The sequence below is a fragment of the Corynebacterium limaceinasi genome, assembly GCF_046717465.1.
GTDB lineage: Bacteria > Actinomycetota > Actinomycetes > Mycobacteriales > Mycobacteriaceae > Corynebacterium.
In genome coordinates this window covers 98,083-119,033 of record NZ_CP177100.1, presented here as the reverse complement: position 1 = coordinate 119,033, position 20,951 = coordinate 98,083, and the positions used below count along the sequence as shown (strand labels likewise).

The following is a 20,951-nucleotide window of genomic DNA, read 5'->3' as shown; positions in this document are numbered from 1 at the left end:
CATGCTTAATGCAGTAGGCCAAGCCCAGCACATCCTGCTTTTGGGCGGTACCTCTGAAATCGGCCTCGGCGTCGTCGCCGAATTCCTCGAGCGCGGACCCGCCAAGGTCACCCTGGCCGCCCGCGCCCAGTCCCCGCGCATCGAGAAGGCACAGGCTGACCTGGAGGCCCGCGGCGCGGAAGTCGAGGTCGTGGACTTTGATGCCACCGACTTTGACTCGCACCCGGCGGTCATCGATAAGACTTGGGAGCGCGGCGATGTCGATATCGCCATCGTGGCCTTTGGCACCCTAGGTGACCAGGAAGAGCTGTGGCAAAACCACGACAAGGCCGTGGCTTCTGCCCAGACCAACTACACCGCGCCCGTCTCCGTCGGCGTGCTGTTGGGTGAAAAGTTCAGGCACCAGGGCCACGGCACCATCGTGGCGATGTCCTCGGTGGCCGGCATGCGCGTGCGCCGCTCCAACTTTGTCTACGGTGCTTCCAAGGCCGGCGTGGATGGCTTCTACATCAACTTGGATGAAGCACTGCGCGGCTCTGGCGCCAACGTGCTCGTCGTCCGCCCGGGCCAGGTTCGCACCAAGATGTCCGCTGAGGCCGGCGATGCCCCGCTGACCGTCAATGTCTCTGACGTGGCCAAGGCCACCGTGCAGGCGGTACTGGATGGCAAGCAGTCCATCTACGTCCACCCGCTGTTCAAGTACGTATCGCTGGCATTCAAGTTCATCCCGCAGCCCATCTTCCGCAAGCTGCCGTTCTAACCAGTTCCTGCGCGCAGGGTATGCCGGGCTCCTCAAGGCCCGCGGCCCTGCGCGCTTTGCTAGTTAATAAGCCAGCTCACACCGCGCCTAATCCCAGAAGAGTGATTAAGGTATGCGAAACTAAAGGGCATGACAAGCCCAGCTACGCCTTCCCAAGCAGTTCCCGTGAGCGAGGAGAAACGCACCACCGCCTACCACGCCGATGCCATGTCGCACCGCAGCACCCTGCTGGGCATTATTTTCGCAGCGCTGGGCGGCGGGGCAATTACGCTTTTCGGCTGGTATGCCTTCAAAACCGTCTCCCTGCCCTCCTTTAATACCTCCATGGTCACCCGCGCGCTGTGTACGGTCGGCGTGATCTTGACGTTGGCCTTGGCAGGTGGCTTTAGCGCGTGGTGGCTCTATGACCACTACAAGGAGAATTTCTCTCGCCCGCGCTGGCGCACGTGGGTGACCTACGCCATCACGTATCTCTCCCCCGCCTTATTGACCCTTGCCACCGTGGGCCTGCCGCTGTCTGCCTCGCGCTTATGGCTCGATGGCGTGCAGGTGGACCAGGCATTCCGCACCCAGTTCCTTACCCGGTCAGTAGATCAAATGGGCTATGCGGACATGAACTACCTAGACATGCCCACGTTTTACCCGCTGGGCTGGTTCTGGCTAGGCGGACGGCTCGGCTCCATATTGGGTATTCCCGGCTGGGAGGTTTATCAGCCGTGGGGCCTGATTTCCATCGCGGTTGCAGGCTGTATCCTCGTTCCCATTTGGCAACACCTCACTAAATCCCTGCCGGTGGGAACAGCTATTGCGCTTACCACCACCGCCATTACCTTGACCATCGCGGCGGAAGAGCCTTATTCCGCGGTCATCGCCATGGGCATGCCCGCCATCGCGGTGTTAAGCGCGCGCGCATTCAAAGGATCGTCGTTGTCTACCGCCGCGGTCGCTATCTACCTCGGAATCTCCGCTACCTTCTATACCTTGTTCACCGGCGCGGCAGCGCTGACCGTGGTCAGTCTGATCGCCGTTTTCACCGCGCTGTACGACCGGGCGTGGCGACCCATCGTGCGCCTAGTCATCATCGCGGTGGGATCGCTGGCCATCGCAGCCATCGCTTGGGCCCCATACCTCTGGCAGGTTCTGCATTCGACCGCACCCCTGCAAGCCACCGCGCAGCACTACTTGCCGGAAGAAGGCACGCAAATTCCGGTGCCGTTCCTTTCCTTGAGCATCGTGGGATTCCTCTGTCTTGCCGGTCTAATCTTTATTATCATCCGGTTGCGAGATGCGGAAGTCCGCGCGCTGGGGTTGTCCATCATAGGCATTTATGTATGGACGGTGCTGTCCATGGTGATGACCTTGGTCGGCACCACCCTACTGAGCTTCCGCCTTGAGGTCATCGTGGTGCTGTTGTTCGCGACGGCGGGTATCCTTGCCCTTGCGGAAGTCCGCACAGCCGGTATTCACCGCCTGTACCCCGCTAGTTTCTCCCACACGGCCAATAAGCGGATTACGGCGGTTTTTGGCATTTTCCTCGCCTTGGCTGGAGTCCATTATGCCCAGCAGATTCCCGAGGCAAACGAAGATGCCATCGACCACGCCTACAGTGATACCGATGGTTACGGCGAGCGCGCGGATCGCTTTACCAGCGATTCCGCTCATTATTATCTGGATATCCACAACTTCATCCAGGATCAGGGCTATACGGCCAACGAAACGGTAGTCCTCACGGATGAAAAAACCTTCATGGCTTACTACCCATACTGGGGCTTTAACGCCTTTACCAGCCACTATGCAAATCCCCTCGGGGAATTCAAACACCGCAATGACCAGATTGAAGCCTGGGCGGATGAGTCATGGGACTCTACTCCTGCAGAGTTCCAAAAATCCCTCGATTCCGCACCGTGGCGCGGGCCGGATGCCATCATCTTCCGCGGCGACCTCGACAATAAAGATGATGGGTTCAAGGTGCACTTGGCTGAGGATATCTATCCTAACCAGCCAAATATTCGCTACCGCGCAGTCTTCTTCAACCCCGAGGTCTTTGCGGAAGGCTGGGAGCTGGAGCAAACGGGTCCATTCGTAACGGCGGTGCGAACCAAGTAAGTTCACCCACACTTCCCCGGGGTTATCGGGGCGTGCACACGGGAACTTGGGCCAGACTGACGTACACTAATCGCCGTGTCAGATAGCCTTAAAACGAAATCGAAAGAAGCACGCCCCTCCGGGCTAAGTATCGCCACAGCCCCTGCCGGGTTGCGCTGGACCGCGATCATCGCCGGGTTAATTGGTTTCCTGTGTTTTATAGCCACCCCGCTATTGCCAGTGAACCAAACCCAGTCTTCCTTTGATTGGCCGCAGAATGATTCGCTGCAATCTATCAATGCACCACTTATCTCCGTGGCGCCGGAAAACTTGGAGGCCACCATCCCCATGTCCGCGGTGGATGAGCTCCGCGATGGCCAAAACATGGTCTACAGCACCGTCCCACCCGAGTCCAAGAAGGCATCGAACCGCGGCCTATTTGTCCGTTCCGGCGATGACGGCTTGTCTGTGGTCTCGCTCGATGAGGTCCTACTGACCTTAAGCGCTAAAGAAGTAGCGCAGCTTTCCGATGACGCCCAGCTGCACATCTCCGCCACCGGTGACGGCACCACCGTCAGCGTCGGCAAACACAAAAAGACCACCGAAGATGACCTGCGCCCGCAGGTCACCGGTGTGTATACCGAGCTTAAAGATGATGCCAATGTGCAGAACTTGGTCGATGACGGGCTGAATATCCACGTCGATATCAACTCGCGGTTTACTTCTTCTCCCTCGCTGATTAAGTCCATCGCGATGTGGCTCGGCGTCGCTATGGTGATTGTCTCGCTGTTCTGCCTGTGGCGCATTGACCGCCTTGATGGGCAAAAGTTGCGCTTCATGCCAGAAACGTGGAAGAAGATTCGCCCCCTCGATGGCGTCGTCGCCGCCGTCTTGGGCCTCTGGTACATCTTCGGTGCCAATACCTCTGACGATGGCTTCATCTTCTCTATGAGCCGCGTCTTCGATAACGCCACGTACATGGCCAACTACTACCGGTGGTACGGCGTGCCCGAGGCACCATTCGGCTCACCGTACTATGACCTCGTCGCGCTACTATCGCAGATTTCCACGGCGTCGGTCTTCGTCCGCCTGCCCGGACTAATTTCGGGGCTCATTATCTGGTTCATTCTTTCGCGGGAAATGCTGCCGCGCTTTGGGGACATCGTCGATGCCCGCCGCGTCAGCCACTGGACCGCCGCACTAATGTTCCTAGCCTTCTGGCTGCCGTATAACAACGGCACCCGCCCAGAACCGATCGTGGCCCTAGGCGTGATGGTGACGTGGGCATCCTTTGAGCGCGCCATTGCCACCCACCGGTTGCTGCCGGCAGCCGTAGGCACCATCGCTGCCACGATTACGCTCGCCGCCGGCCCCACTGGCCTTTTTGCGGTTGGTGTATTCCTCGTGAGCCTGCCGCACCTTTTCCGTGCGATGGCCGCGCGCGTGCCCGCCATGGGCGGTGGCGCTACCGGTTGGCTTAGCTTGGTTGCCCCATTTTTGGCTTCCGGCACTGCCATCATCGTCGCTGCCTTTGGAGATCAGACCTTGGCCAGCGTCGCTGAATCCACCCGGGTGCGCTCGGAGGTCGGCCCGTCGCTGCCGTGGTATGCCGAATACGCCCGTTATTCCACGCTCTTCCAAGAATCCGTGGATGGTTCGCTGACCCGCCGCTTCGCCGTACTCACCATGCTGTTTTGCTTGGTGCTCATCCTGGCTGCGTTTATCAAGGACCGCCGCGTTATTGGTGCCGCAGTCGGCCCCACCCAGCGTCTGCTCATCATCGTGGCGCTGTCGATGTTCTTCCTCATGTTCACCCCGACCAAGTGGACGCACCACTTTGGTATCTATGCCGGTGTCGCCGGGGTGATCGCTGCGCTGGCTGCCGTAGTGCTATCCAGGTTTGCGTTGCGCTCCCCGCGCGCCCGCACCTTTAGCATCGCCGCGGTGCTCTTCTTGCTCTCCATCTCCTTCGCGGGTTGGAATGCTTGGTGGTACGTATCCTCCTTCGGCATCCCATGGTGGGACCGCACGGTGCAGTTCAAGGGTATTGAGGCCAACTCGATCCTGCTCGCCATCTCCTTGGTCGTCCTCGCGGTCGGCGTGGTGCAATCCTTGCGCCACAGCCATCACAAATTGCAGGCCCAAGAGGAAGGCACGGAAAAAGAATTCAAGCAAGAAGCCGCCGCGAAGGTATCGCGCTCGGCCGGCATCATGTCCGCGCCCATCGCGGTAGCCTGCGCCATTGTGGTGGCTTTTTCGATGGCTTCTTTTGCCAAGGCCACCGTCGCCCAGGCGGATTCCTACTCAGTGGGCAAGGGCAACCTAGCATCCTTGCGCGGTGATACCTGCTCGCTAGCCAATGAAACCTTGGTAGAAACCAATACCAATGACTCCTTCCTCACCCCGGTGGATGGGGACTTGGGCGATTCCTTGGTAGACAAGGATGAAACCAGCAACGGATTCGGGCCGAATAATATCCCCGAATCCATCGAGCCTGAGGATCAGGATTCTGCTTCTGTGGGTGCCATTGGAGATAGCTCCCAAGATTCCGACTCCACCAGCCAAGACGATGCCACCGCTGGGACGGATAAGGAATCGGGCGGGGATTCTTCTGATGATTCGCAGGAGACCCGCCGCGCTGGGAAGAAGGCTTCAGAAAGCACCGATACGTCTGAAGGCGGTGTCCGCGGCACGAAGGGCGTCAATGGCTCGACCATGCACCTGCCCTTCAACTTGGACTACACCAGCGTGCCAGTCTTGGGCTCCTACACCGAAAGCCAAGAGTCGCTGTCCCAGGTAACCACGAAGTGGTATCACCTGCCGGAGACTACGGAAAATACCCCGGTTCTGGCTGTCAGCGCCGCGGGCAAGATTTATCACCACGATGTCAATGATGTGGAACAAGAGGGCATGGAGCTCACCTTGGAATACGGCACCATTGATGAGGATGGCAAGGTCACCGATAAGGGAGAAAAAGAGCTTTCCGATGTCGGCGCCACCCCCAAGTGGCGCAACCTGCGCCTGCCCATGGATGAATTGCCGGAAGAAGCCAATGTCGTGCGCCTAGTGGCCGAGGACGATTCCACCGATGAAGATGACTGGCTAGCCTTCACCCCGCCGCGCGTGCCGGAACTAGACAGCATCAATAACCAGTTCCCTGCGGAAAAGCCCGCGCTCTTGGACTGGGCGGTGGCTCTGCAGTTCCCCTGCCAGCGCACCTTTGACCACTACGCCGGCGTAACCGAGATTCCGGAGTATCGCATCCTCCCAGATGCGGCGGCGCAAACCTCCCTGACGGATTTCCAATCCTTCTCCGGCGGCGGTGCCATGTCCACTGCGGAAGCGGTGAACTACTCCTACGAAATCCCGAGCTACCTCAATAACGATTGGGCGCGCGACTGGGGCGCCATTGAAAAGTACGAATTGCGTACCGATTCACAGGGCAATACCCCGGCCAAGGCAGAGATCGATTATGAGGACGTTACTCGTTCTGGACTGTGGAAAGAGTCCGAGATGAAGATCCGGCCAGAGGGCGAGCAATAGCGACCGCCCCTAGCTGTGCAGCCAGCCGCAGCCGGTTTTATTGCGTCAGCTCACCGCGCAAAAATTCGGCTGCATCCTGCACCCGCTGGCGCGCCACGGCCGGGGTGGACACGCGGTGGGTCGAGACATAATCGCGCTCTTTAGCTTGGGGAATGTGGACACGATCGGCTATCTCATCCTCGGTCGCGGTCTGCACGAAGGTCTCAGGGAATTGTTTAGGCAGCTCATAGCCCACGCGGTAGTCCTCCGGCAGGTTGGCTAGGGCGCCGAAGTCGGGGAAGGTGAGCAAGAGGGCATCGGCAGGCGCGAGCGCTGCCAATGCACCGCCGGAAGAATATCCCCACGTGGTGACGTGGGAGGCGCCCTGCTCGCGGGCATAATCAATGGCGCGGTTGACCGCCGCGACCATGTCTTTGACCGTATGCTCCGGCGCGAGCGGATAATCCACGTCAATGATCGTGGTGCCGGAAAGCTGCGCGGCGGCGGCAACCTCGGGGCGCCACTGCATTTCCAGCGCCTTCCCATCGCCGCGCCACCAGCCGCCGGAGTGCAACGATACCGCCCACCGGCCAGTGGGCTCAGAGGGGCGAAAAATGGCGCCGACCTCGGCGGAGTCTACGGTAATGCCGTCCGTAAACGCCGTACCCGGAAGCGCATGATTAACGCCGGTGCCCAACACCATCATGGCGGCGTGGGTGATGCGGTCTGGCAGTAGGGCGCAATACTGGTCCGCCTCCGGCGAGCCACCGCCGACCCAAGGCGGGCGGAAATCCGGCGCCTCATAATGGGCGTCGATATAAGAAACCAGCTGCTCTAGCTGTTCTTCCTCGCTCATCTGGCGGTCTTGCCCGCCGATGCGCCATTGTTGGCCGGGCTCTAGCGGCCGGTGCGGATCTTTATCGTGTGCATCAGTCATATTTCCGAGCCTACGCGTGCACATGATGCGCACAAGGCAGGCTCGGGGAAGAACTAATTTACCAGATGGTGACGCGGTCCGCCGGGGCCAGGTACATCGAGGAGTCTTTGTCTACGTCGAAGGCCTCGTAGAATTCGGCGATATTCGCGGCGATGAGGTTGCAGCGGAACTCCGCGGGCGAGTGCGGATCAATGGCCAGGTACTGGGTCGCCATCTCCGGGCGGATGGCCGTGCGCCAGACGCGGGCCCAGGACAAGAAGAAGCGCTGCAGACCGTTGTAGGTGTGCTCGGCCAATTCCGGCTCGGCGCCGTCGACCACAAATTCTTCTTCTTGGCCCAGCAGGTCAATGCCCTTATCGGCGCAGTAATTCTTGTAGGCCACCACGGAAATGCCCAGTCCGCCTAGGTCACCAATGTTTTCACCCAAGGTGAATTTGCCGTTGACGCCGGAAGATTCGGTGCCAGCATCCTTTAGCACCGTAGGCACCTGGCCATCGAATTGCTCCACCAGCTTTGCCGTGAGCGCCTCAAAGTCCGCGCGGTCTTCATCGGACCACCAGGAGTTCAGGTTGCCCTGGCCATCGAATTGCGAGCCCTGGTCATCAAAGCCATGGCCGATTTCGTGCCCGATGACAGAACCAATGGCGCCGAAGTTCTCAGCGGCATCCGCATCCGGGTTATAGAACGGCGGGCGCAGGATGGCGGCCGGGAAGGTGATGTCATTGACCACCGGGTTATAGAAGGCGTTGACGGTCTGCGGGGTGGTGACCCACTCGTCGCGGTTGGCGGGCTTGCCAATCTTTGTCAGTTCATAGTCGTGGGAAAAGGCGGACCCGGCGCGGGCATTGGCAATCAGTTCCGCGCCCTGGTCAGAAATCTCCAGCCCGGAGTAGTCGCGCCAGGTATCGGGGAAACCAATCTTGGCCTTGAACTGGGAAAGCTTTTCTAGGGCGCGCTCGCGGGTCTGCGGGGTCATCCACTCCAGCTGGGAAATGCGCTCGCGGTAGGCAGCGATGAGATAATCCACCAGCTCATCCATCTCGCGCTTGGAGGATTCTGGGAAGTGCGCGTCCACGAACTCCTTGCCAATTTCCTCTCCTACCAGGCTTTCTGCCAGGCCCACCGCGCGCTTCCAGCGGTCGCGCTGCTGGGTCGCACCAGAGAGCCGGGTGCCGTAGAACTCGAAGTTCTTTGCGCCTACTTCTTCCGGCAAGAGGGCCGCGCGGGAGCGCAGGATGTGCCAGGTGGCCCACAGCTGCCAATCAGCCATGCGGTCAGCGGTAAAGAGCTTTTCCAGGTGCTCCAGGTAGGACGGCATCATATTGACCACGCGGTGCTCCGGCAGCTTTCCGCCGGCGAGCAAGGCTTGGGTGATGGAGGGCAGCTCAGAAAACTCGCACGGGTTATTGGTCTTTACCGCATCGCGGGTAGAAACCACGTCCCAGTGGCCCGCCGCCAGTTCTTTTTCCAAACCGACGATGCGCTCGGCGGCAACTTCGGTGCCGAGGCCAAATAGGCGGGTGGGCTCGATAAAGCCCAGCATCTCCGCCACGTGCTTCTCGTAGGCGGTCAGCGTTTCCGCGTGCGCTTCCTCGCGGTAGTAGGCCTCATCCGGCAGGCCTAGCCCGGATTGCACGATATAGGCAACGGCCTCTTCCGAGCCGGAGTCCTTTTCCACCCAGAACGTCGCCGGCGCCCCCACGCCCTCGCGCTCGAGCTCGCCCAAGCGGTGCGCCAATTCCGTGGGATCGGCGGCGCTCAAGCGGTCAAGGTCCGCATCCAATGGAGCCATGCCGGCATTGTTGACGCCCGCGGTATCCATGAAGGATGCATACAGCTTGCCGGGGCGAGCATCGTTGTCTTTGACGATGTCATGAACCAGTTCTTCTGCTTCATCGCGCAGCGCGTGGAAGGTGCCATCCACACCGCGATCATCTGGGACAACGTGATTTTCTACCCAAGGTCCGTTGACTAATTGATAAAGATCTTTCATGGTTGCCACTGTAGGCCAAACCTTCCAGTTAAGGTATGGACTATGGAAAAATTCCGCTTTCCACCAGCCCGGCCGCGCGTCCTCTTTATCGCCGTCCTTGCCTTCGTGACGGTGGTCCTCGCCTTGCCCGCCATCGTCCACGCGGTGCTACCGCCGCACCCCGCCGATGTGGAGCAAGTAACCCTGTCTGATCCCAGCCAGGACTGGGATATTACCGTGCCTGATCTGTACTGCGAGCGCGACTATACTTCGCTGGCTAGCGTTGGCTGGACCTGCGGTGACACCTCCGTGCAGGCGGTCATCGTGGAAGATACCGACGACGATGAACACACCCTGCGCCGCATGGTCCGGGCCTATGGCATGGCCCCAGGTCTTCCCGAGGGCGAGGTCTACGAAGGTAAAAATGGCGCCCTCGCGCTTGCCGATGCCCCCTCCTCCACCGCCGCCATCTCCATCAACGGCACCGGTGCGGACGAAAATAAGGACTGGGTGGTCACCGTCACCGGGGAATCCGCCGCAACGCGCACGACCACTCAACGCCTCTGGAAGGCCTTCGGGCAAGACGAACTACCAGAAGAAGTCACCGCTGATATCGAGGAGTTTTCTGGAAAGGCCTTGGTTTAAATGTCTAAGCTCTTTCGCACCGCGCTGTGGATTTTCTCCGGTCTGGGCCTTATCGGTTTTATCTCCCAGACGGTCATCACCCTATTGATCTCACCGCTGATGGGCATTATCAGCATCCTCATCGCGGCGATCCTCGTCGCGGTAGTCATCGCGCTATTGCGCCTGAGCCCTATGTGGGCGCGCCCGGCGCGCGTATGGGCACCGCTTGCCTTTTTATGGGGCTCCGGCATGGCCATTAGCTTGGCATCTATGAGCTCCCCGGCGGTCATGCAGCTCGCCATCAATTCAGGCTGGATCGATTCCTTCATGTCCTGGAGCGGCGCCTATCCCGAAGAGATTTCCAAGGCCACGGGCGTTTTATTCGTCCTGATGTCCTTCCGCCAACTCAACCGCCCCTGGCACGGGTGGATGGTCGGCGCCGTCATCGGCCTTGGATTTGAAGCCAACGAAAACATCCTTTACGGCTCCATGGGCGCTACCACCCACCCGGATAGCGATTTCACCGGGCTCATACAGATGTGGGGCCTGCGCCTTATCGCCGGCCCTGGCCTGCACGTTTTGCTCACGGCGCTGGCCGGTTGGGGCATCGGCTGGGCCCTCTACGCTGCCGCCAAGCCGCTCTGGTGGCGCATCAGCGTGGCACTCGGCTGCCTCGCGGTATCCTTCCTCCTCCACTTTGGTTGGAATTACCTGCACGATTCCGATATCGCGGCCGTTATCCAGGCCCTTGCCGTAGCTATTATCTTGTACCCGCTGAGCGTCTGGCTCATCCTGCGCGGCAATAAATACGCACACGACGATGACAGCTACAGCCACAGCACCGCAGAGGAGGCGCTATCCTTCACCCGCTAACCCCAAGCCGTGCTTGTTTCTCCCAAAATGTCCAAACCAACCGCATTCCGCCAAAACTTCTCCAGCTTTCAGAGAAACGCGGTTGCTTTAGACGCTCGAGCCTTCCGTAGATCCCCCCCGGCCGCAAAAATCTGTGGTTTAAGGCACATGCGGGTAGTGACTTTCGCTACACTCTCTACAAGGCGCTTTTGCCACCTATCCTCCACTTTAAGGACTGAGGACCTTCATGAATGCCCCAACCCACGAGTCCCGCACGGATGACAGCACGGAAAGTACCGAGGGGGCAGCTCCGACAAATTCCGCAGAGGAAGCCAACCGGCAGAAGGCGGTGGGCTCCGCCCTGTCTTGGGTCATCGCGCTTTTTGGCACCGGTGTTGGTGCCGGCATCCTCTTCTTGCCGCTCAACGCCGGCGCCTTCGGATTTTGGCCGCTCGTCTTCGCCACCGTGTTCATCTTCCCGCTGGTGTATTTTTCCCACCGGACCTACGCCCGCATAGTCAGCGGCGCACCACAAGAACAACACGGGAAAGACGTCCTAGAGCTGGTGCGCTACTACCTTGGCCGCAATAGCGGCCTTTTCATCGCCGTCTTGTATTGGCTGGCCATCGTGCCAACAGTGCTCATTTATGGCATCAGCATTACCAATGTGGTCGATAGCTTCATCGTCAACCAGCTCGGCGGGCCGAGCATCAACAGGTGGATACTATCCATTGCCTGCGTAGGCGTCATGACGGGCCTTTTTGCCATCGGCCGCCGCCCCATGCTGTGGCTGGCCCAGATGCTGGTCTACCCGCTCATCGTCGCCTTGGCGGCAACCTCCATTTATTTGATCCCCAAGTGGGATTTCGAAAGCTTCCTCAACGTTGAATACGAAGGCGGTATCTGGGGAATCCTTAAGGGCATCCTGCTTATTCTTCCGGTGCTGGTCTTTTCCTTTTCCCACATGGCCGCGCTATCGCAATTCTCCGTAGACGTGCAGCCGGCCTACGGCAAAAAGACGGAGAAGTTCGTCTCCCGCGTGGAGCTCTATACCGCCGCAATGCTCGTGGTATTTACCATGTTCTTCGTCTGGTCCTGCGTCCTCGCGCTCGGAGCGGACGGATTGAAGGAGGCAGCCGATCAAAACATCCCGGTGCTGTCTTATTTCGCCAACGTCACGGGCACGCCGTTCATTGGTTATATGGCACCGCTAATTACCATGTGCGCGATCATCTCTTCCTACTTCGGGCACATGCTTGGTTCCGAGGAAGGCACCGAGTACCTCCTGCGCATTGCCGTTCCCCGCATGGCCAATAAGCTTTCGCGCCGCGCGCTGCTCAACATCATTTATGTCATCGTATTCGTGGCAACGGCCCTCGTGGCCGTCTTCAACCCCTCCATCATGGACATGATTTCAGTGGTTGGCGGCATCTTCGTGGCATTCTTGGTCTATCTGGTGCCGGTCTACATGTTTAAAAAGGTCGATGACTATTCCCAGTTCAAAAACGACATCTGGAATTACTTCGTCTTTTGCATGGGACTTGTCATCATGGCCGTGACCGTCTGGAACCTGATCTAACGGCCAGTCCCTCGGCGCTTATTGGCACACCCGCACTTGGCTTACCTGCGCCAGGGCTTGATTAGCGTTCGCGCACGCTTGGCGCTCAAGATCGGCCGCGGTGCGGGTGGCATCGCGAAGCGCCTGCTGCGCAGGTTCTGGCAGGTTGAGGTCGTTTTCGATGCGCGCGCCGATGGCCTCACTGGACCCGCCGACCGGCGCATTGTCGATGCCGCGCATGACATCCGCGGTATGGGTCTGCGCATCGCCATACGTATTGGCGGCTACGGTAAACCCATGCCCGGTAGATACGGAGGCGTGGATGGTGCGGTCATCGGACCAACCGAATTTGGTGCCCCATACTCCGGGAATGTGGTCGGTGCCGAAATCCTGGCGGTACCCATCCGCAGCCACGGGAGCAGCAGTGGCCATTCCCGCAAAAATGGGTGCTGCGATGGGGTCGTGCTGGATCTCCGCGGTAAACCGCGCGATATCTTCGGTCGAGGTCTGCGTGGTTCCCCAGTAGCCGGTGTAGTGAGTTTCACTCAGCCCGAATTCTTGGATGATGCTGGGAATGGCCTGCGGGTAGCGGCGGTCCAGGTCGCTGGCCACATTATCGTCGCTATAGCGAATCATATTTTCCACTTGGGCCTTATCGGCGGCAGAACCATACTTGAGCACCCAATATCCCAGGTAGAGCTTGCTCAAGGATAGCGCCGGGCGGGACTCGTGACTATTGGCAGTCGAGACGGTGGCGCCGGAATCGTGCCTAACGGTGATCTGCGTACGATCAGGCACTGATTGGGGATCGAGGCTGACCGCTTGGGCAGCGGGAATGGTCACGAAGGAAAGTGCGGTAACGAGAGAACCAATAGCTAATTTTTTCATAACGCATATAGCGTAGCCGTGGATGTACATCGCCGCAGGCTATAAATGCAAAAAGTTTCCCTATTGTACTATCTATCGCAGCAATACTTCTAGGTCCCGCGCATCCATGCCGTGCTTATGCATGGCGACGCGCCCGTGGGAGTGCTCGATGCCCTCGCGGTTCCAGTATTCTTCCGCGCGAACGGGATCGTGGGAGGCACCATTGGCGCGGACCACGCGCCACCAGGCGGCGTTACCGCCGTGCCTATTCATCACGGTGCCGACATTGCGGGCCCCGCACCCGGCGAGTTTTGCCACCTCCCCGTAGGAGGACACATTGCCGGGCGGGATAACGGCCACGATGGCTAGCACGCGCTGTGCCAAATCAGAGGAGCCTGTCATCAACGCCTCTCTCCCCGCGCTTAGTCCCTGGTGGGGTTGAGCACGTCGTCGGATTCGGTGGGCTCATCCTCGGGGGCGTCTTCGACCTCAGTCAGGGTGACGGTCGCGCCGGTGGAATCCGCGAGCAGGCACATGCGCCCGAAGGGGGAATCCCACGGCTCGCGGATGATTTCACCGCCGAGCTCTACCGCTTTCTTGGCGGCTTCATCGATATCGCGCACCCCTAGGTAGGTCTGCCAGAAGCTCGGCACCTGGGGTGGGAACTGGCCTTCAGCATTCCACAGGCCCGCGAACGGGGCGCCGTCTTCTTCCACGGTGGCGTAAATGAAATTCTCGTCCTCAGACTCCATGGCGCGAATCTCCCAGTTGAATAGCTCGCCATAAAAGTCCATGGCCTGCTGGAATCGCGTCGTGGCGGTCAGCTCGTGCCATACCGGGGTGCCGGGTTCGCCACCGGCGACGAAGTGCTCTGGGCCAGAGGGCTGGATGAGGCCGAACATGCCACCGGCGGCATCGGCAAGCAGGGCCATGTGGCCCAGCTGCACGGGCTGGGGCGCGGCGAGGATCCTCCCGCCGAGGTTCTCCGTGCGCTGGCAATCGCCGTCGATGTCTTTGGAGAGGAAGTAGGTCACCCAGGTATCCGGCGTGGGGGCTTCCTCCGGCTGCGGGATGAGGCCGGCGATGGGCAGGCCCTGCAGGCGCGCCATCTGATAGGGGTTGTCCTCCTGGGTCTCGGCCGAAATTTCCCAGCCCAAGACCTGCTCATAAAAGTGGGCGGACTTGCGCGGATCCGAGGTGGTCAGATCGATCCAGTAGGGCATGCCTACTTCGGCTTCAAATGCGGGCATTTATAGATTCCTCCACTTTTCCGGATCAAAGTCATCGTCTGCGGTGGCTTCATCAAAATAGTCATCATCATCGTCGGGCTCGCCCACGCGCGCGCAGGTGCCTTCGATGCACACCTCATCGCCAATCTGCAGCGTAGCGCCGCGGCGGGTCTCGGTGTCACCGTTGACCGTGACCGCGCCTTCTGCGATAAGTTCCTTGGCTTCACCACCGGTTCCGACCAAGCTGGCCAGTTTAATAAACTGGCCCAATTTGATGGACTCGCCAGAAATTGCAACCTCAAGCATGCCGCCCAGCTTACCCAGAGCCCGTTGCCGCGCGGCTATGGGTGGGGGTGGACAGGCTTAGTCACGCGCGCGCAGGGAGACCGCCGTGCCCGTGGCGGTGACCAACAGCATGTCATTATTGGTGCCCATTGGGGAATAGTCGAAGGCGATGCCCACCACGCCATCAGCACCCAATTCCTGGCCGCGGCGCCACAATTCATCCAGCGCCGCCTCGCGGGCCTTGATGGCTTCGCTTTCATAGCCTGAGGCGCGTCCACCGGTAATATTGCGTATCGATGCCCCAAAGTCTTTGAGCATATTGATGCCGGTAACGGTCTCACCAGCGATGATGCGCAGGTATTTGGTGATTTCATAACCGTCGACGGTATTTGTGGTAGTAAAAATCATAAGTTCAGCCTACATCGCAATAAGCCCACGGATGCCTTCAAAGAGGATAACCACGCCGAGGAGCAGGAAGACGATGCCACTGACGATGTCCACCCACGCCGAGTTCTTGGCCATCCACTTCGATACCGCGCGCGTGCTCAAGCCGACGCCGACGAAGAGCACCAAGCTTTCCAGCACCAGTACCGCGGCGACGACGACGTTTCCGCCCACGCCCATTCCTGGGTCGATGAAATTGGCAAAGATGGCGCCAAAAAAGATGACCGCCTTGGGGTTGGAAAGATCGCAGACCAACCCCATGCGGTAGGCCGTCTTTGCCTTAATAATTCCGTCCGGGGTAAACCCTCGCGGTTGGGGTGCCTGCTTTTCCGTGCCCACGACGGTGGCGGGTGCGCGCCGTTCCCGCAGGCCGGAGGAAATCGCGCTATAGGCCATCCACAGCAGATAGCTGCCGCCGAGGACCTGCAGGAGCACCAGGATGCCCTCATGCGTAGAGATCAATGCCGAAAGCCCGGCGAGCGAAGCGATGGTCCACAGGGCAAGGCCCGTCGTGCTGCCAATGGCCACCCACACCGCCGCGCGGGTGGACCGCGCACCCAGGCGGATAATCTGCACCACATCCGGCCCCGGCGAAGCCATGGCCGCGAACCATACGCCCATCAGGGTCACAAGGGCACCTATAGCCACCTAACACCTCCACATTCGTATGCATTTTTACTAACGCATTCAACTGTAGGAAGTGTCTCACCTGCAGCGAAACAGGTAACTACTGTGATTTCAGCAGCGCGGTGGCACCCTCCCCGGCCATCACCACACCGAGCAGGCCAAAGACGAGGCCTGAGACCATATCGATGCCGGCGGAATACCGCGCCGTCCACCGCGCGGCCGCGCGCACGAGCAGCGCAAAGGCGGAAAACCACACAAAGGACATGGCCGCGAGGATTAACGCCACCGCGATAGTCCACCCCACGGACATATCCGGGCGGATGAATTGGGCGAATACCGCACCGAAAAACACCAATGCCTTGGGGTTCGACAGGTTAGTCACCAGCCCCAGCTTGAAGGCCCGCCAGTTGGTCATGTCTTCGACGTCGGCATCGCCAGCCGCCCGTGCCTGGTCCGCATAGTCTTCCGTGTCCACCTCGTGAGCGGGCGCGCGCCGCGCGGCTAACCCGCTGCGCAGGGACGATACACCCATGTACAGCAAGAAAAGCCCACCGAGCAATTGCAAGATGCTCAGCACGCCCGGCCGCGCCGTAATTAGCGCCGATAAACCGGCCAGGGAGGCGACAATCCAAAAGACCGTCCCGCTAAATACCCCCACCGCGCACAATAGCCCGGCGCATGTGGATCGTGGGGCCACGCGAATGACCTGCACGATATCCGGGCCCGGAGACACCAAAGCCGCGAGCCAAATTCCCATCAAGGTAAGAAGAGAGGAAATGGTCACGGCTTTGTCTCCTTAATGTAAGCGGGCGTTAGTAAGCACCCTTCGGTGCCTCTTTGTGGTCACGGATTGCCTCGCCTTCGGCGTAGAGCGGCATATCCTCGTGTGCCTTGTACCACGGAGTGTAGTTGGGCTCGAGCGGCGTGCGGCCGGCAATGAGGTCAGCAGCCTTCTCGCCCACCATCATAGTCGGGGAGTAGATATTGCCGTTGGGAACCGAGGGGAATACGGAAGCATCGGCAATATACAGGCCATCGATGCCCCATACTCCCATGGTTTCTGGGTTCACCACGGCCATGGGATCGGACTCATCGCCCATCTTGGCGGTGCAGGATGGGTGCAGTGCGGTTTCGCCGTCATTGCGGACCCACTCCAAGATTTCCTCATCGCTCTGGACCTCTGGGCCCGGGCTGAACTCGCGGGCGCCAACTTCCTCCATTGCCTTGGTATCCAGCAAGGAGCGGGCGACGCGGACGGCTTCTACCCATTCGCGGCGGTCCTGCTCAGTGCGCAGGTAGTTAAAGAGGATGGAGGGCTTTTGCCGGATATCGGAGCTCTTGATGTGCACGTGGCCCTTGGTATCGGAGAACATCGGGCCGACGTGCCACTGGAAGCCGTGCTTAACGTCGGCCTTTTGGCCGTCATAGCGCACCGCCATGGGCAGGAAGTGGAACATCAAGTTCGGGTAGGCCTCATCCTCGTTGGAGCGCACGAAACCGCCGCCCTCAAAGTGCGAGGTGGCCACTGGACCCTTCTTCGTCAGCAGCCACTGCAGGCCCATGAACGGCCAGCGCCACTTATCCAGGTAGGGCTGGGAGGAAGCGGTGGACTTGGTGGTCTCGTACTGGATGTAGACCTCGAGGTGGTCCTGCAGGTTCTCACCCACGCCGGGCAGGTGCTTGACGACGTCGATGCCGTGCTTTTCCAAGATCTCGCGGTCACCCACGCCAGAGACCTCAAGCAGCTGCGGGGTATTGATGGCACCGGCAGACAAGACGATCTTTTCTGCGAAGACGCGGTGGGTGCCACCCTGCCACTCGTATTCCACGCCCACTGCCTTGGTGCCTTCAAAGAGGATCTTGGTGGTAAATGCGCGGGTCCGCACCTCGAGGTTGTCGCGGTCCTGGTTAGGGTACAGGTAGGCGCGGGCAGCGGACCAGCGCTTGCCGTGCTTGATATTGCGATCGAAGGGGGCAAAACCTTCTTGGCGGTAACCGTTGACGTCATTGGTCAGGTTATAGCCAGCCTCTTGTACCGACTTAAATAGCGCCTGGAACAGCGGCGAGGTAGCAGGACCGCGGGACAGGTAGAGCGGGCCATCGTGGCCGCGGCGCGGATCATCGTCTTCTGCGGCAGCGGTGGTTTCCATGCGGTTGAAATACGGCAAGCAGTGGGCAAAATCCCAGTTATCCATGCCCGGGTTCTGGCCCCACTTTTCGTAGTCCATGGGGTTGCCGCGCTGGTAGATCATGCCGTTGATGGAAGAGGAACCGCCAAGCACCTTGCCGCGCGCATGGTAGATGCGGCGACCATTCATCTCCGGTTCCGGATCGGATTCATACATCCAGTCATAGTTCTTTGCCCCGATGGGGAAAGAGAAACCGGAAGGCATGTGGATGAATAGGTCCCACAGGGAATCCGGGCGGCCGGCCTCAAGAACGAGCACGCGGGTGTCTTTATCCTCGGTCAGGCGAGCGGCGATGACGGAGCCGGCAGAGCCACCGCCGACGACGACCACATCGCTGACCTCATCCGTCGCCCTCTTTGTCGAGCGCTTCTTAGTCAACTTGTCCACAATACCCATAAATCCCCTTCCTTCTGTGAGCCATCTCACGCGTAGTTCTCGCCGTATTTCGGGCGGATCCATTGTATCCTGCGCAAAAAATCTATACTTTTCCGCTTTCATTTATGCGCAATAGCGCCCCCAGAATACACATCTGGTGGACGTTTTCCCAGATTAATGTATATTTACGGTGTTCGGGTATGCATCTGAGTAGATGAAATCCGGGGTCTTTACGCATAGATTGCTCGCATATGATTTATGCCACCAACCTATCTCTTACCCCTCTTTTCGGGGAATTGCGGGGCAGTCTTGCGAAAGATTCGACACTTAATCGATCAAGACTAGGAGAAGTAGATGGCAAACCGTGGTCCGCACGACCATGAAGAGTCCCACACAGGGGATTCCGACACCTCTCTCGCTCACTCCACTGGGGAAACTCACCCAACTGGGGACAAGGGCCATAAACCGCGCAACCAAGTCCGCGCCATCGTCGGCAGCTACAAGGCCGAAACCGGCGACGATGTCGGCGCAGACGAGGTGGCCGCGCCCAAGCCCAATTGGCCGGTCTTTATCATTTCCGGTGTCCTGATTATCGCCATGGCCCTGTATGCGGGCTTTGGCAAAGAATCCGCGGCGAATACCCTCGCCAGCGTCACCGGATGGATCGGCACGAACCTGGGATGGTTCTACGTCCTGACCGCCACCATCGCCGTGGTCTTCGTCCTCTACATCGCCTTTTCCAATACCGGCAGCATCCGCATGGGCCCGGACCACTCCCGGCCCAAATTCAATACCTTCTCGTGGGTATCCATGCTCTTTGCCGCCGGCATCGGCGTGGACCTCATGTTCTTCGCCGTGGCCGAGCCGGTCACGATGTACATGGACCCGCCGGTGGGCGATGGCGAAACCATGGAGGCCGCAAAAGAAGCCGTGGTCTATGCCATGTTCCACTACGGCCTTACCGGCTGGGCGCTCTATGCGCTAATGGGCATGGCCTTTGGTTACTTCGCCTACCGCCTGAATATGCCGTTGGCTATCCGCTCGGCGCTGTACCCGCTCATCGGCAAGCGCGTGCATGGGCCCATTGGTTCGGCGGTGGACATTGCCGCCATGCTGGGCACCGTCTTTGGCGTTACCGCATCCCTGGGCATCGGCGTGGTGCAGCTGTCCTACGGGTTCCACCTCATCTTCGGCATCGAGCAAGGACTGGGGCTGCAATCAGGGCTCATCATTATCGCGGTCGCCATTGCGACGTTGTCTGCCGTATCCGGTGTGGATAAAGGCATTCGCTTCCTCTCCGAGCTCAATGTCTACCTGGCCATCGCGCTGATGATCTACGTCGTGGTCTTTGGCAAGACCGCCTACCTTTTCGACGCCATCGTCACCAATATCGGTGACTACGTCTCCAAGTTCCCCTCCTGGACGCTGGAGACCTTCGCCTTTGCTGAGGACCAAGCCAGCGTGGATACCTGGATGCAGTCCTGGACCCTCTTCTTCTGGGCCTGGTGGATTGCCTGGGCAACCTTCGTCGGCCTATTCCTGGCCCGCATTTCCCGCGGCCGCACGCTGCGCCAGTTCATCCTGGGCACGCTGACCTTCCCCTTCCTGTTCATCTTGATGTGGATGTCCTTCTTTGGCAATACCGCCCTGGACATGGTGCGCTCCGGTGACTATCCGGAATTTGCAGAAAACGCCATCAACGTTCCGGAGCAGGGTTTCTACGACATGCTCCAGGAATTCCCTGGCTCCGCCATCGTCATCTTCCTGACCACCTTCATCGGCCTGCTGCTGTATATCACCTCGGCCGACTCCGGTGCGCTGGTCATGTCGAACTTCACTTCCCGCATCACGGATAACCGGCAAGATGGCGCCCGGTGGCTGCGCATTTTCTGGTCCATCACCGTCGGCGCGCTCACCTTGGCGTTGCTACAGCTCGATGGCATTGCCACCGTGCAGTCTGCAACCGTGGTCATGGGCCTACCCTTCGCGTTCGTGGTCTACCTCATCATGTTCTCGCTCTGGAAGTCGCTGCGCCTGGAAATCCTCCAGCGTGAGGCCCGGAAAACCGCGTTGCACGGCGCCATCAGCAGCCGCACCGAGCGCGAGCCGAGCGATTCCAACCTGTGGAAGAACCGCCTGGACCGCGCCAATTCCTTCCCCACCAAACAGGACATGGATGACTACCTGCGGGGAACCGCCACCTACGCCCTCGAGCAGGTGGCCACGCAAATGCGCACCCGCGGCTATGACGCCATCTTGCTCACCAGTGAGCTTCCCGATGCCGAATTGCCCCAGCTCGATCTCGAAGTCCGGCTGCACAACGAGCGCCAATTCCGCTACCAGCTCTTCCCTGTTTCCGCGGAGCGCCCGGACTTCTGCGAGGGCGACGGCGAGTACTACCGCCTTGAGGTCTACGACATGACCGGTTCGCTGGGCTATGACGTCTACGGCTACTCCGAAAACCAGATCATCAATAACGTGCTGGACCTGTACGAGCGCCACCTGGCATTCCTCTACATGCAGCAAAGCCAGCCGGGCGATTCCGATGTCTCCGATGGCGCCGAGCCGGAACGCACCTGGCGCGAAGATAGTTAAACTGGCGGGCGATACCGCCGCAATTAGAGA

General features: G+C 59.6%; 17 protein-coding genes. 7 read left to right on the top strand and 10 right to left on the bottom strand.

The genetic code is table 11. From position 1 onward, the window contains the following. Position 1: 1 nt before the first annotated feature. The 3 genes from ACLI1Q_RS00575 (at position 2) to ACLI1Q_RS00565 (ending at position 6,388) form a co-directional block, all read left to right on the top strand. Positions 2–760: a decaprenylphospho-beta-D-erythro-pentofuranosid-2-ulose 2-reductase gene (locus ACLI1Q_RS00575; RefSeq protein WP_239269652.1), complete on the top strand. Its 759-nt coding sequence runs from the start codon at positions 2–4 to the stop codon at positions 758–760. A 129-nt stretch (positions 761–889) separates the two neighbouring features. Then, positions 890–2,866 (top strand): galactan 5-O-arabinofuranosyltransferase, encoded by a 1,977-nt coding sequence (locus ACLI1Q_RS00570; protein WP_239269653.1) that lies wholly within the window; start codon positions 890–892, stop codon positions 2,864–2,866. Positions 2,867–2,941: 75 nt separating this feature from the next. Then, entirely contained in the window at positions 2,942–6,388 is a 3,447-nt protein-coding gene (locus ACLI1Q_RS00565) for an arabinosyltransferase domain-containing protein (RefSeq protein ID WP_239269654.1), read from the top strand. A 37-nt stretch (positions 6,389–6,425) separates the two neighbouring features. Here the strand turns inward: ACLI1Q_RS00565 and ACLI1Q_RS00560 are convergent, their stop codons facing one another. Together ACLI1Q_RS00560 and ACLI1Q_RS00555 are read right to left on the bottom strand one after the other, a co-directional pair. Then, positions 6,426–7,304, bottom strand: coding sequence for an alpha/beta hydrolase (locus tag ACLI1Q_RS00560; RefSeq protein ID WP_239269655.1), 879 nt, complete (start codon positions 7,302–7,304; stop codon positions 6,426–6,428). Between the two features lie 58 nt (positions 7,305–7,362). Continuing rightward, complete coding sequence (locus tag ACLI1Q_RS00555; protein WP_411697020.1) at positions 7,363–9,297, bottom strand: M13 family metallopeptidase; 1,935 nt, start codon at positions 9,295–9,297, stop codon at positions 7,363–7,365. A 42-nt stretch (positions 9,298–9,339) separates the two neighbouring features. Between ACLI1Q_RS00555 and ACLI1Q_RS00550 the strand changes: the two genes are divergently transcribed. The 3 genes from ACLI1Q_RS00550 to ACLI1Q_RS00540 all read left to right on the top strand — a co-directional run bounded on the left by ACLI1Q_RS00550 (position 9,340) and on the right by ACLI1Q_RS00540 (position 12,331). Further along, the gene (locus ACLI1Q_RS00550; protein WP_239269657.1) at positions 9,340–9,921 is read left to right on the top strand and encodes a hypothetical protein; all 582 of its coding nucleotides are present in this window, start codon (positions 9,340–9,342) and stop codon (positions 9,919–9,921) included. Continuing rightward, positions 9,922–10,773, top strand: a complete 852-nt coding sequence (locus tag ACLI1Q_RS00545) for a PrsW family intramembrane metalloprotease (RefSeq protein WP_239269658.1) — start codon at positions 9,922–9,924, stop codon at positions 10,771–10,773. It begins immediately after the preceding gene. Positions 10,774–10,999: 226 nt separating this feature from the next. Continuing rightward, positions 11,000–12,331, top strand: a complete 1,332-nt coding sequence (locus tag ACLI1Q_RS00540; protein WP_239302394.1) for a septum formation initiator — start codon at positions 11,000–11,002, stop codon at positions 12,329–12,331. Positions 12,332–12,349: 18 nt separating this feature from the next. Here ACLI1Q_RS00540 and ACLI1Q_RS00535 read toward each other — a convergent pair whose 3' ends face one another. The 8 genes from ACLI1Q_RS00535 to betA form a co-directional block, all read right to left on the bottom strand. Beyond that, positions 12,350–13,198, bottom strand: coding sequence for a hypothetical protein (locus tag ACLI1Q_RS00535; RefSeq protein ID WP_239269660.1), 849 nt, complete (start codon positions 13,196–13,198; stop codon positions 12,350–12,352). Positions 13,199–13,270: 72 nt separating this feature from the next. Continuing rightward, on the bottom strand, positions 13,271–13,579 hold the full coding sequence (locus tag ACLI1Q_RS00530) for an MGMT family protein (RefSeq protein WP_239269661.1): 309 nt from the start codon (positions 13,577–13,579) through the stop codon (positions 13,271–13,273). A gap of 20 nt (positions 13,580–13,599) precedes the next feature. Further along, entirely contained in the window at positions 13,600–14,427 is an 828-nt protein-coding gene (locus ACLI1Q_RS00525; protein ID WP_284772150.1) for a VOC family protein, read from the bottom strand. Further along, positions 14,428–14,712: an RNA-binding S4 domain-containing protein gene (locus tag ACLI1Q_RS00520; RefSeq protein WP_023016489.1), complete on the bottom strand. Its 285-nt coding sequence runs from the start codon at positions 14,710–14,712 to the stop codon at positions 14,428–14,430. Between the two features lie 57 nt (positions 14,713–14,769). Next, positions 14,770–15,099, bottom strand: coding sequence for a YbjQ family protein (locus tag ACLI1Q_RS00515; protein WP_005276253.1), 330 nt, complete (start codon positions 15,097–15,099; stop codon positions 14,770–14,772). 9 nt (positions 15,100–15,108) lie between these two features. Further along, positions 15,109–15,756, bottom strand: a complete 648-nt coding sequence (locus tag ACLI1Q_RS00510; RefSeq protein ID WP_411697152.1) for a LysE family translocator — start codon at positions 15,754–15,756, stop codon at positions 15,109–15,111. A gap of 106 nt (positions 15,757–15,862) precedes the next feature. Next, positions 15,863–16,546, bottom strand: coding sequence for a LysE family translocator (locus tag ACLI1Q_RS00505; RefSeq protein WP_239269663.1), 684 nt, complete (start codon positions 16,544–16,546; stop codon positions 15,863–15,865). Positions 16,547–16,574: 28 nt separating this feature from the next. Then, complete coding sequence (gene betA, locus ACLI1Q_RS00500) at positions 16,575–18,347, bottom strand: choline dehydrogenase (protein ID WP_239269664.1); 1,773 nt, start codon at positions 18,345–18,347, stop codon at positions 16,575–16,577. 333 nt (positions 18,348–18,680) lie between these two features. Between betA and betT the strand changes: the two genes are divergently transcribed. Next, entirely contained in the window at positions 18,681–20,921 is a 2,241-nt protein-coding gene (gene betT, locus ACLI1Q_RS00495) for a choline BCCT transporter BetT (protein WP_239275737.1), read from the top strand. The last annotated feature ends 30 nt before the right edge of the window (positions 20,922–20,951 follow it).

What these genes read in the sequence shown, in the direction of transcription:
- ACLI1Q_RS00575 (WP_239269652.1), top strand. Translation starts at nt 2, where the DNA reads ATGCTTAATGCAGTAGGCCAAGCCCAGCACATCCTGCTTTTGGGCGGT.
- ACLI1Q_RS00570 (WP_239269653.1), top strand. Translation starts at nt 890, where the DNA reads ATGACAAGCCCAGCTACGCCTTCCCAAGCAGTTCCCGTGAGCGAGGAG.
- ACLI1Q_RS00560 (WP_239269655.1), bottom strand. Translation starts at nt 7,304, where the DNA reads ATGACTGATGCACACGATAAAGATCCGCACCGGCCGCTAGAGCCCGGC.
- ACLI1Q_RS00555 (WP_411697020.1), bottom strand. Translation starts at nt 9,297, where the DNA reads ATGAAAGATCTTTATCAATTAGTCAACGGACCTTGGGTAGAAAATCAC.
- ACLI1Q_RS00550 (WP_239269657.1), top strand. Translation starts at nt 9,340, where the DNA reads ATGGAAAAATTCCGCTTTCCACCAGCCCGGCCGCGCGTCCTCTTTATC.
- ACLI1Q_RS00545 (WP_239269658.1), top strand. Translation starts at nt 9,922, where the DNA reads ATGTCTAAGCTCTTTCGCACCGCGCTGTGGATTTTCTCCGGTCTGGGC.
- ACLI1Q_RS00540 (WP_239302394.1), top strand. Translation starts at nt 11,000, where the DNA reads ATGAATGCCCCAACCCACGAGTCCCGCACGGATGACAGCACGGAAAGT.
- ACLI1Q_RS00535 (WP_239269660.1), bottom strand. Translation starts at nt 13,198, where the DNA reads ATGAAAAAATTAGCTATTGGTTCTCTCGTTACCGCACTTTCCTTCGTG.
- ACLI1Q_RS00530 (WP_239269661.1), bottom strand. Translation starts at nt 13,579, where the DNA reads ATGACAGGCTCCTCTGATTTGGCACAGCGCGTGCTAGCCATCGTGGCC.
- ACLI1Q_RS00525 (WP_284772150.1), bottom strand. Translation starts at nt 14,427, where the DNA reads ATGCCCGCATTTGAAGCCGAAGTAGGCATGCCCTACTGGATCGATCTG.
- ACLI1Q_RS00520 (WP_023016489.1), bottom strand. Translation starts at nt 14,712, where the DNA reads ATGCTTGAGGTTGCAATTTCTGGCGAGTCCATCAAATTGGGCCAGTTT.
- ACLI1Q_RS00515 (WP_005276253.1), bottom strand. Translation starts at nt 15,099, where the DNA reads ATGATTTTTACTACCACAAATACCGTCGACGGTTATGAAATCACCAAA.
- ACLI1Q_RS00510 (WP_411697152.1), bottom strand. Translation starts at nt 15,756, where the DNA reads ATGGGCGTATGGTTCGCGGCCATGGCTTCGCCGGGGCCGGATGTGGTG.
- betA (WP_239269664.1), bottom strand. Translation starts at nt 18,347, where the DNA reads ATGGGTATTGTGGACAAGTTGACTAAGAAGCGCTCGACAAAGAGGGCG.
- betT (WP_239275737.1), top strand. Translation starts at nt 18,681, where the DNA reads ATGGCAAACCGTGGTCCGCACGACCATGAAGAGTCCCACACAGGGGAT.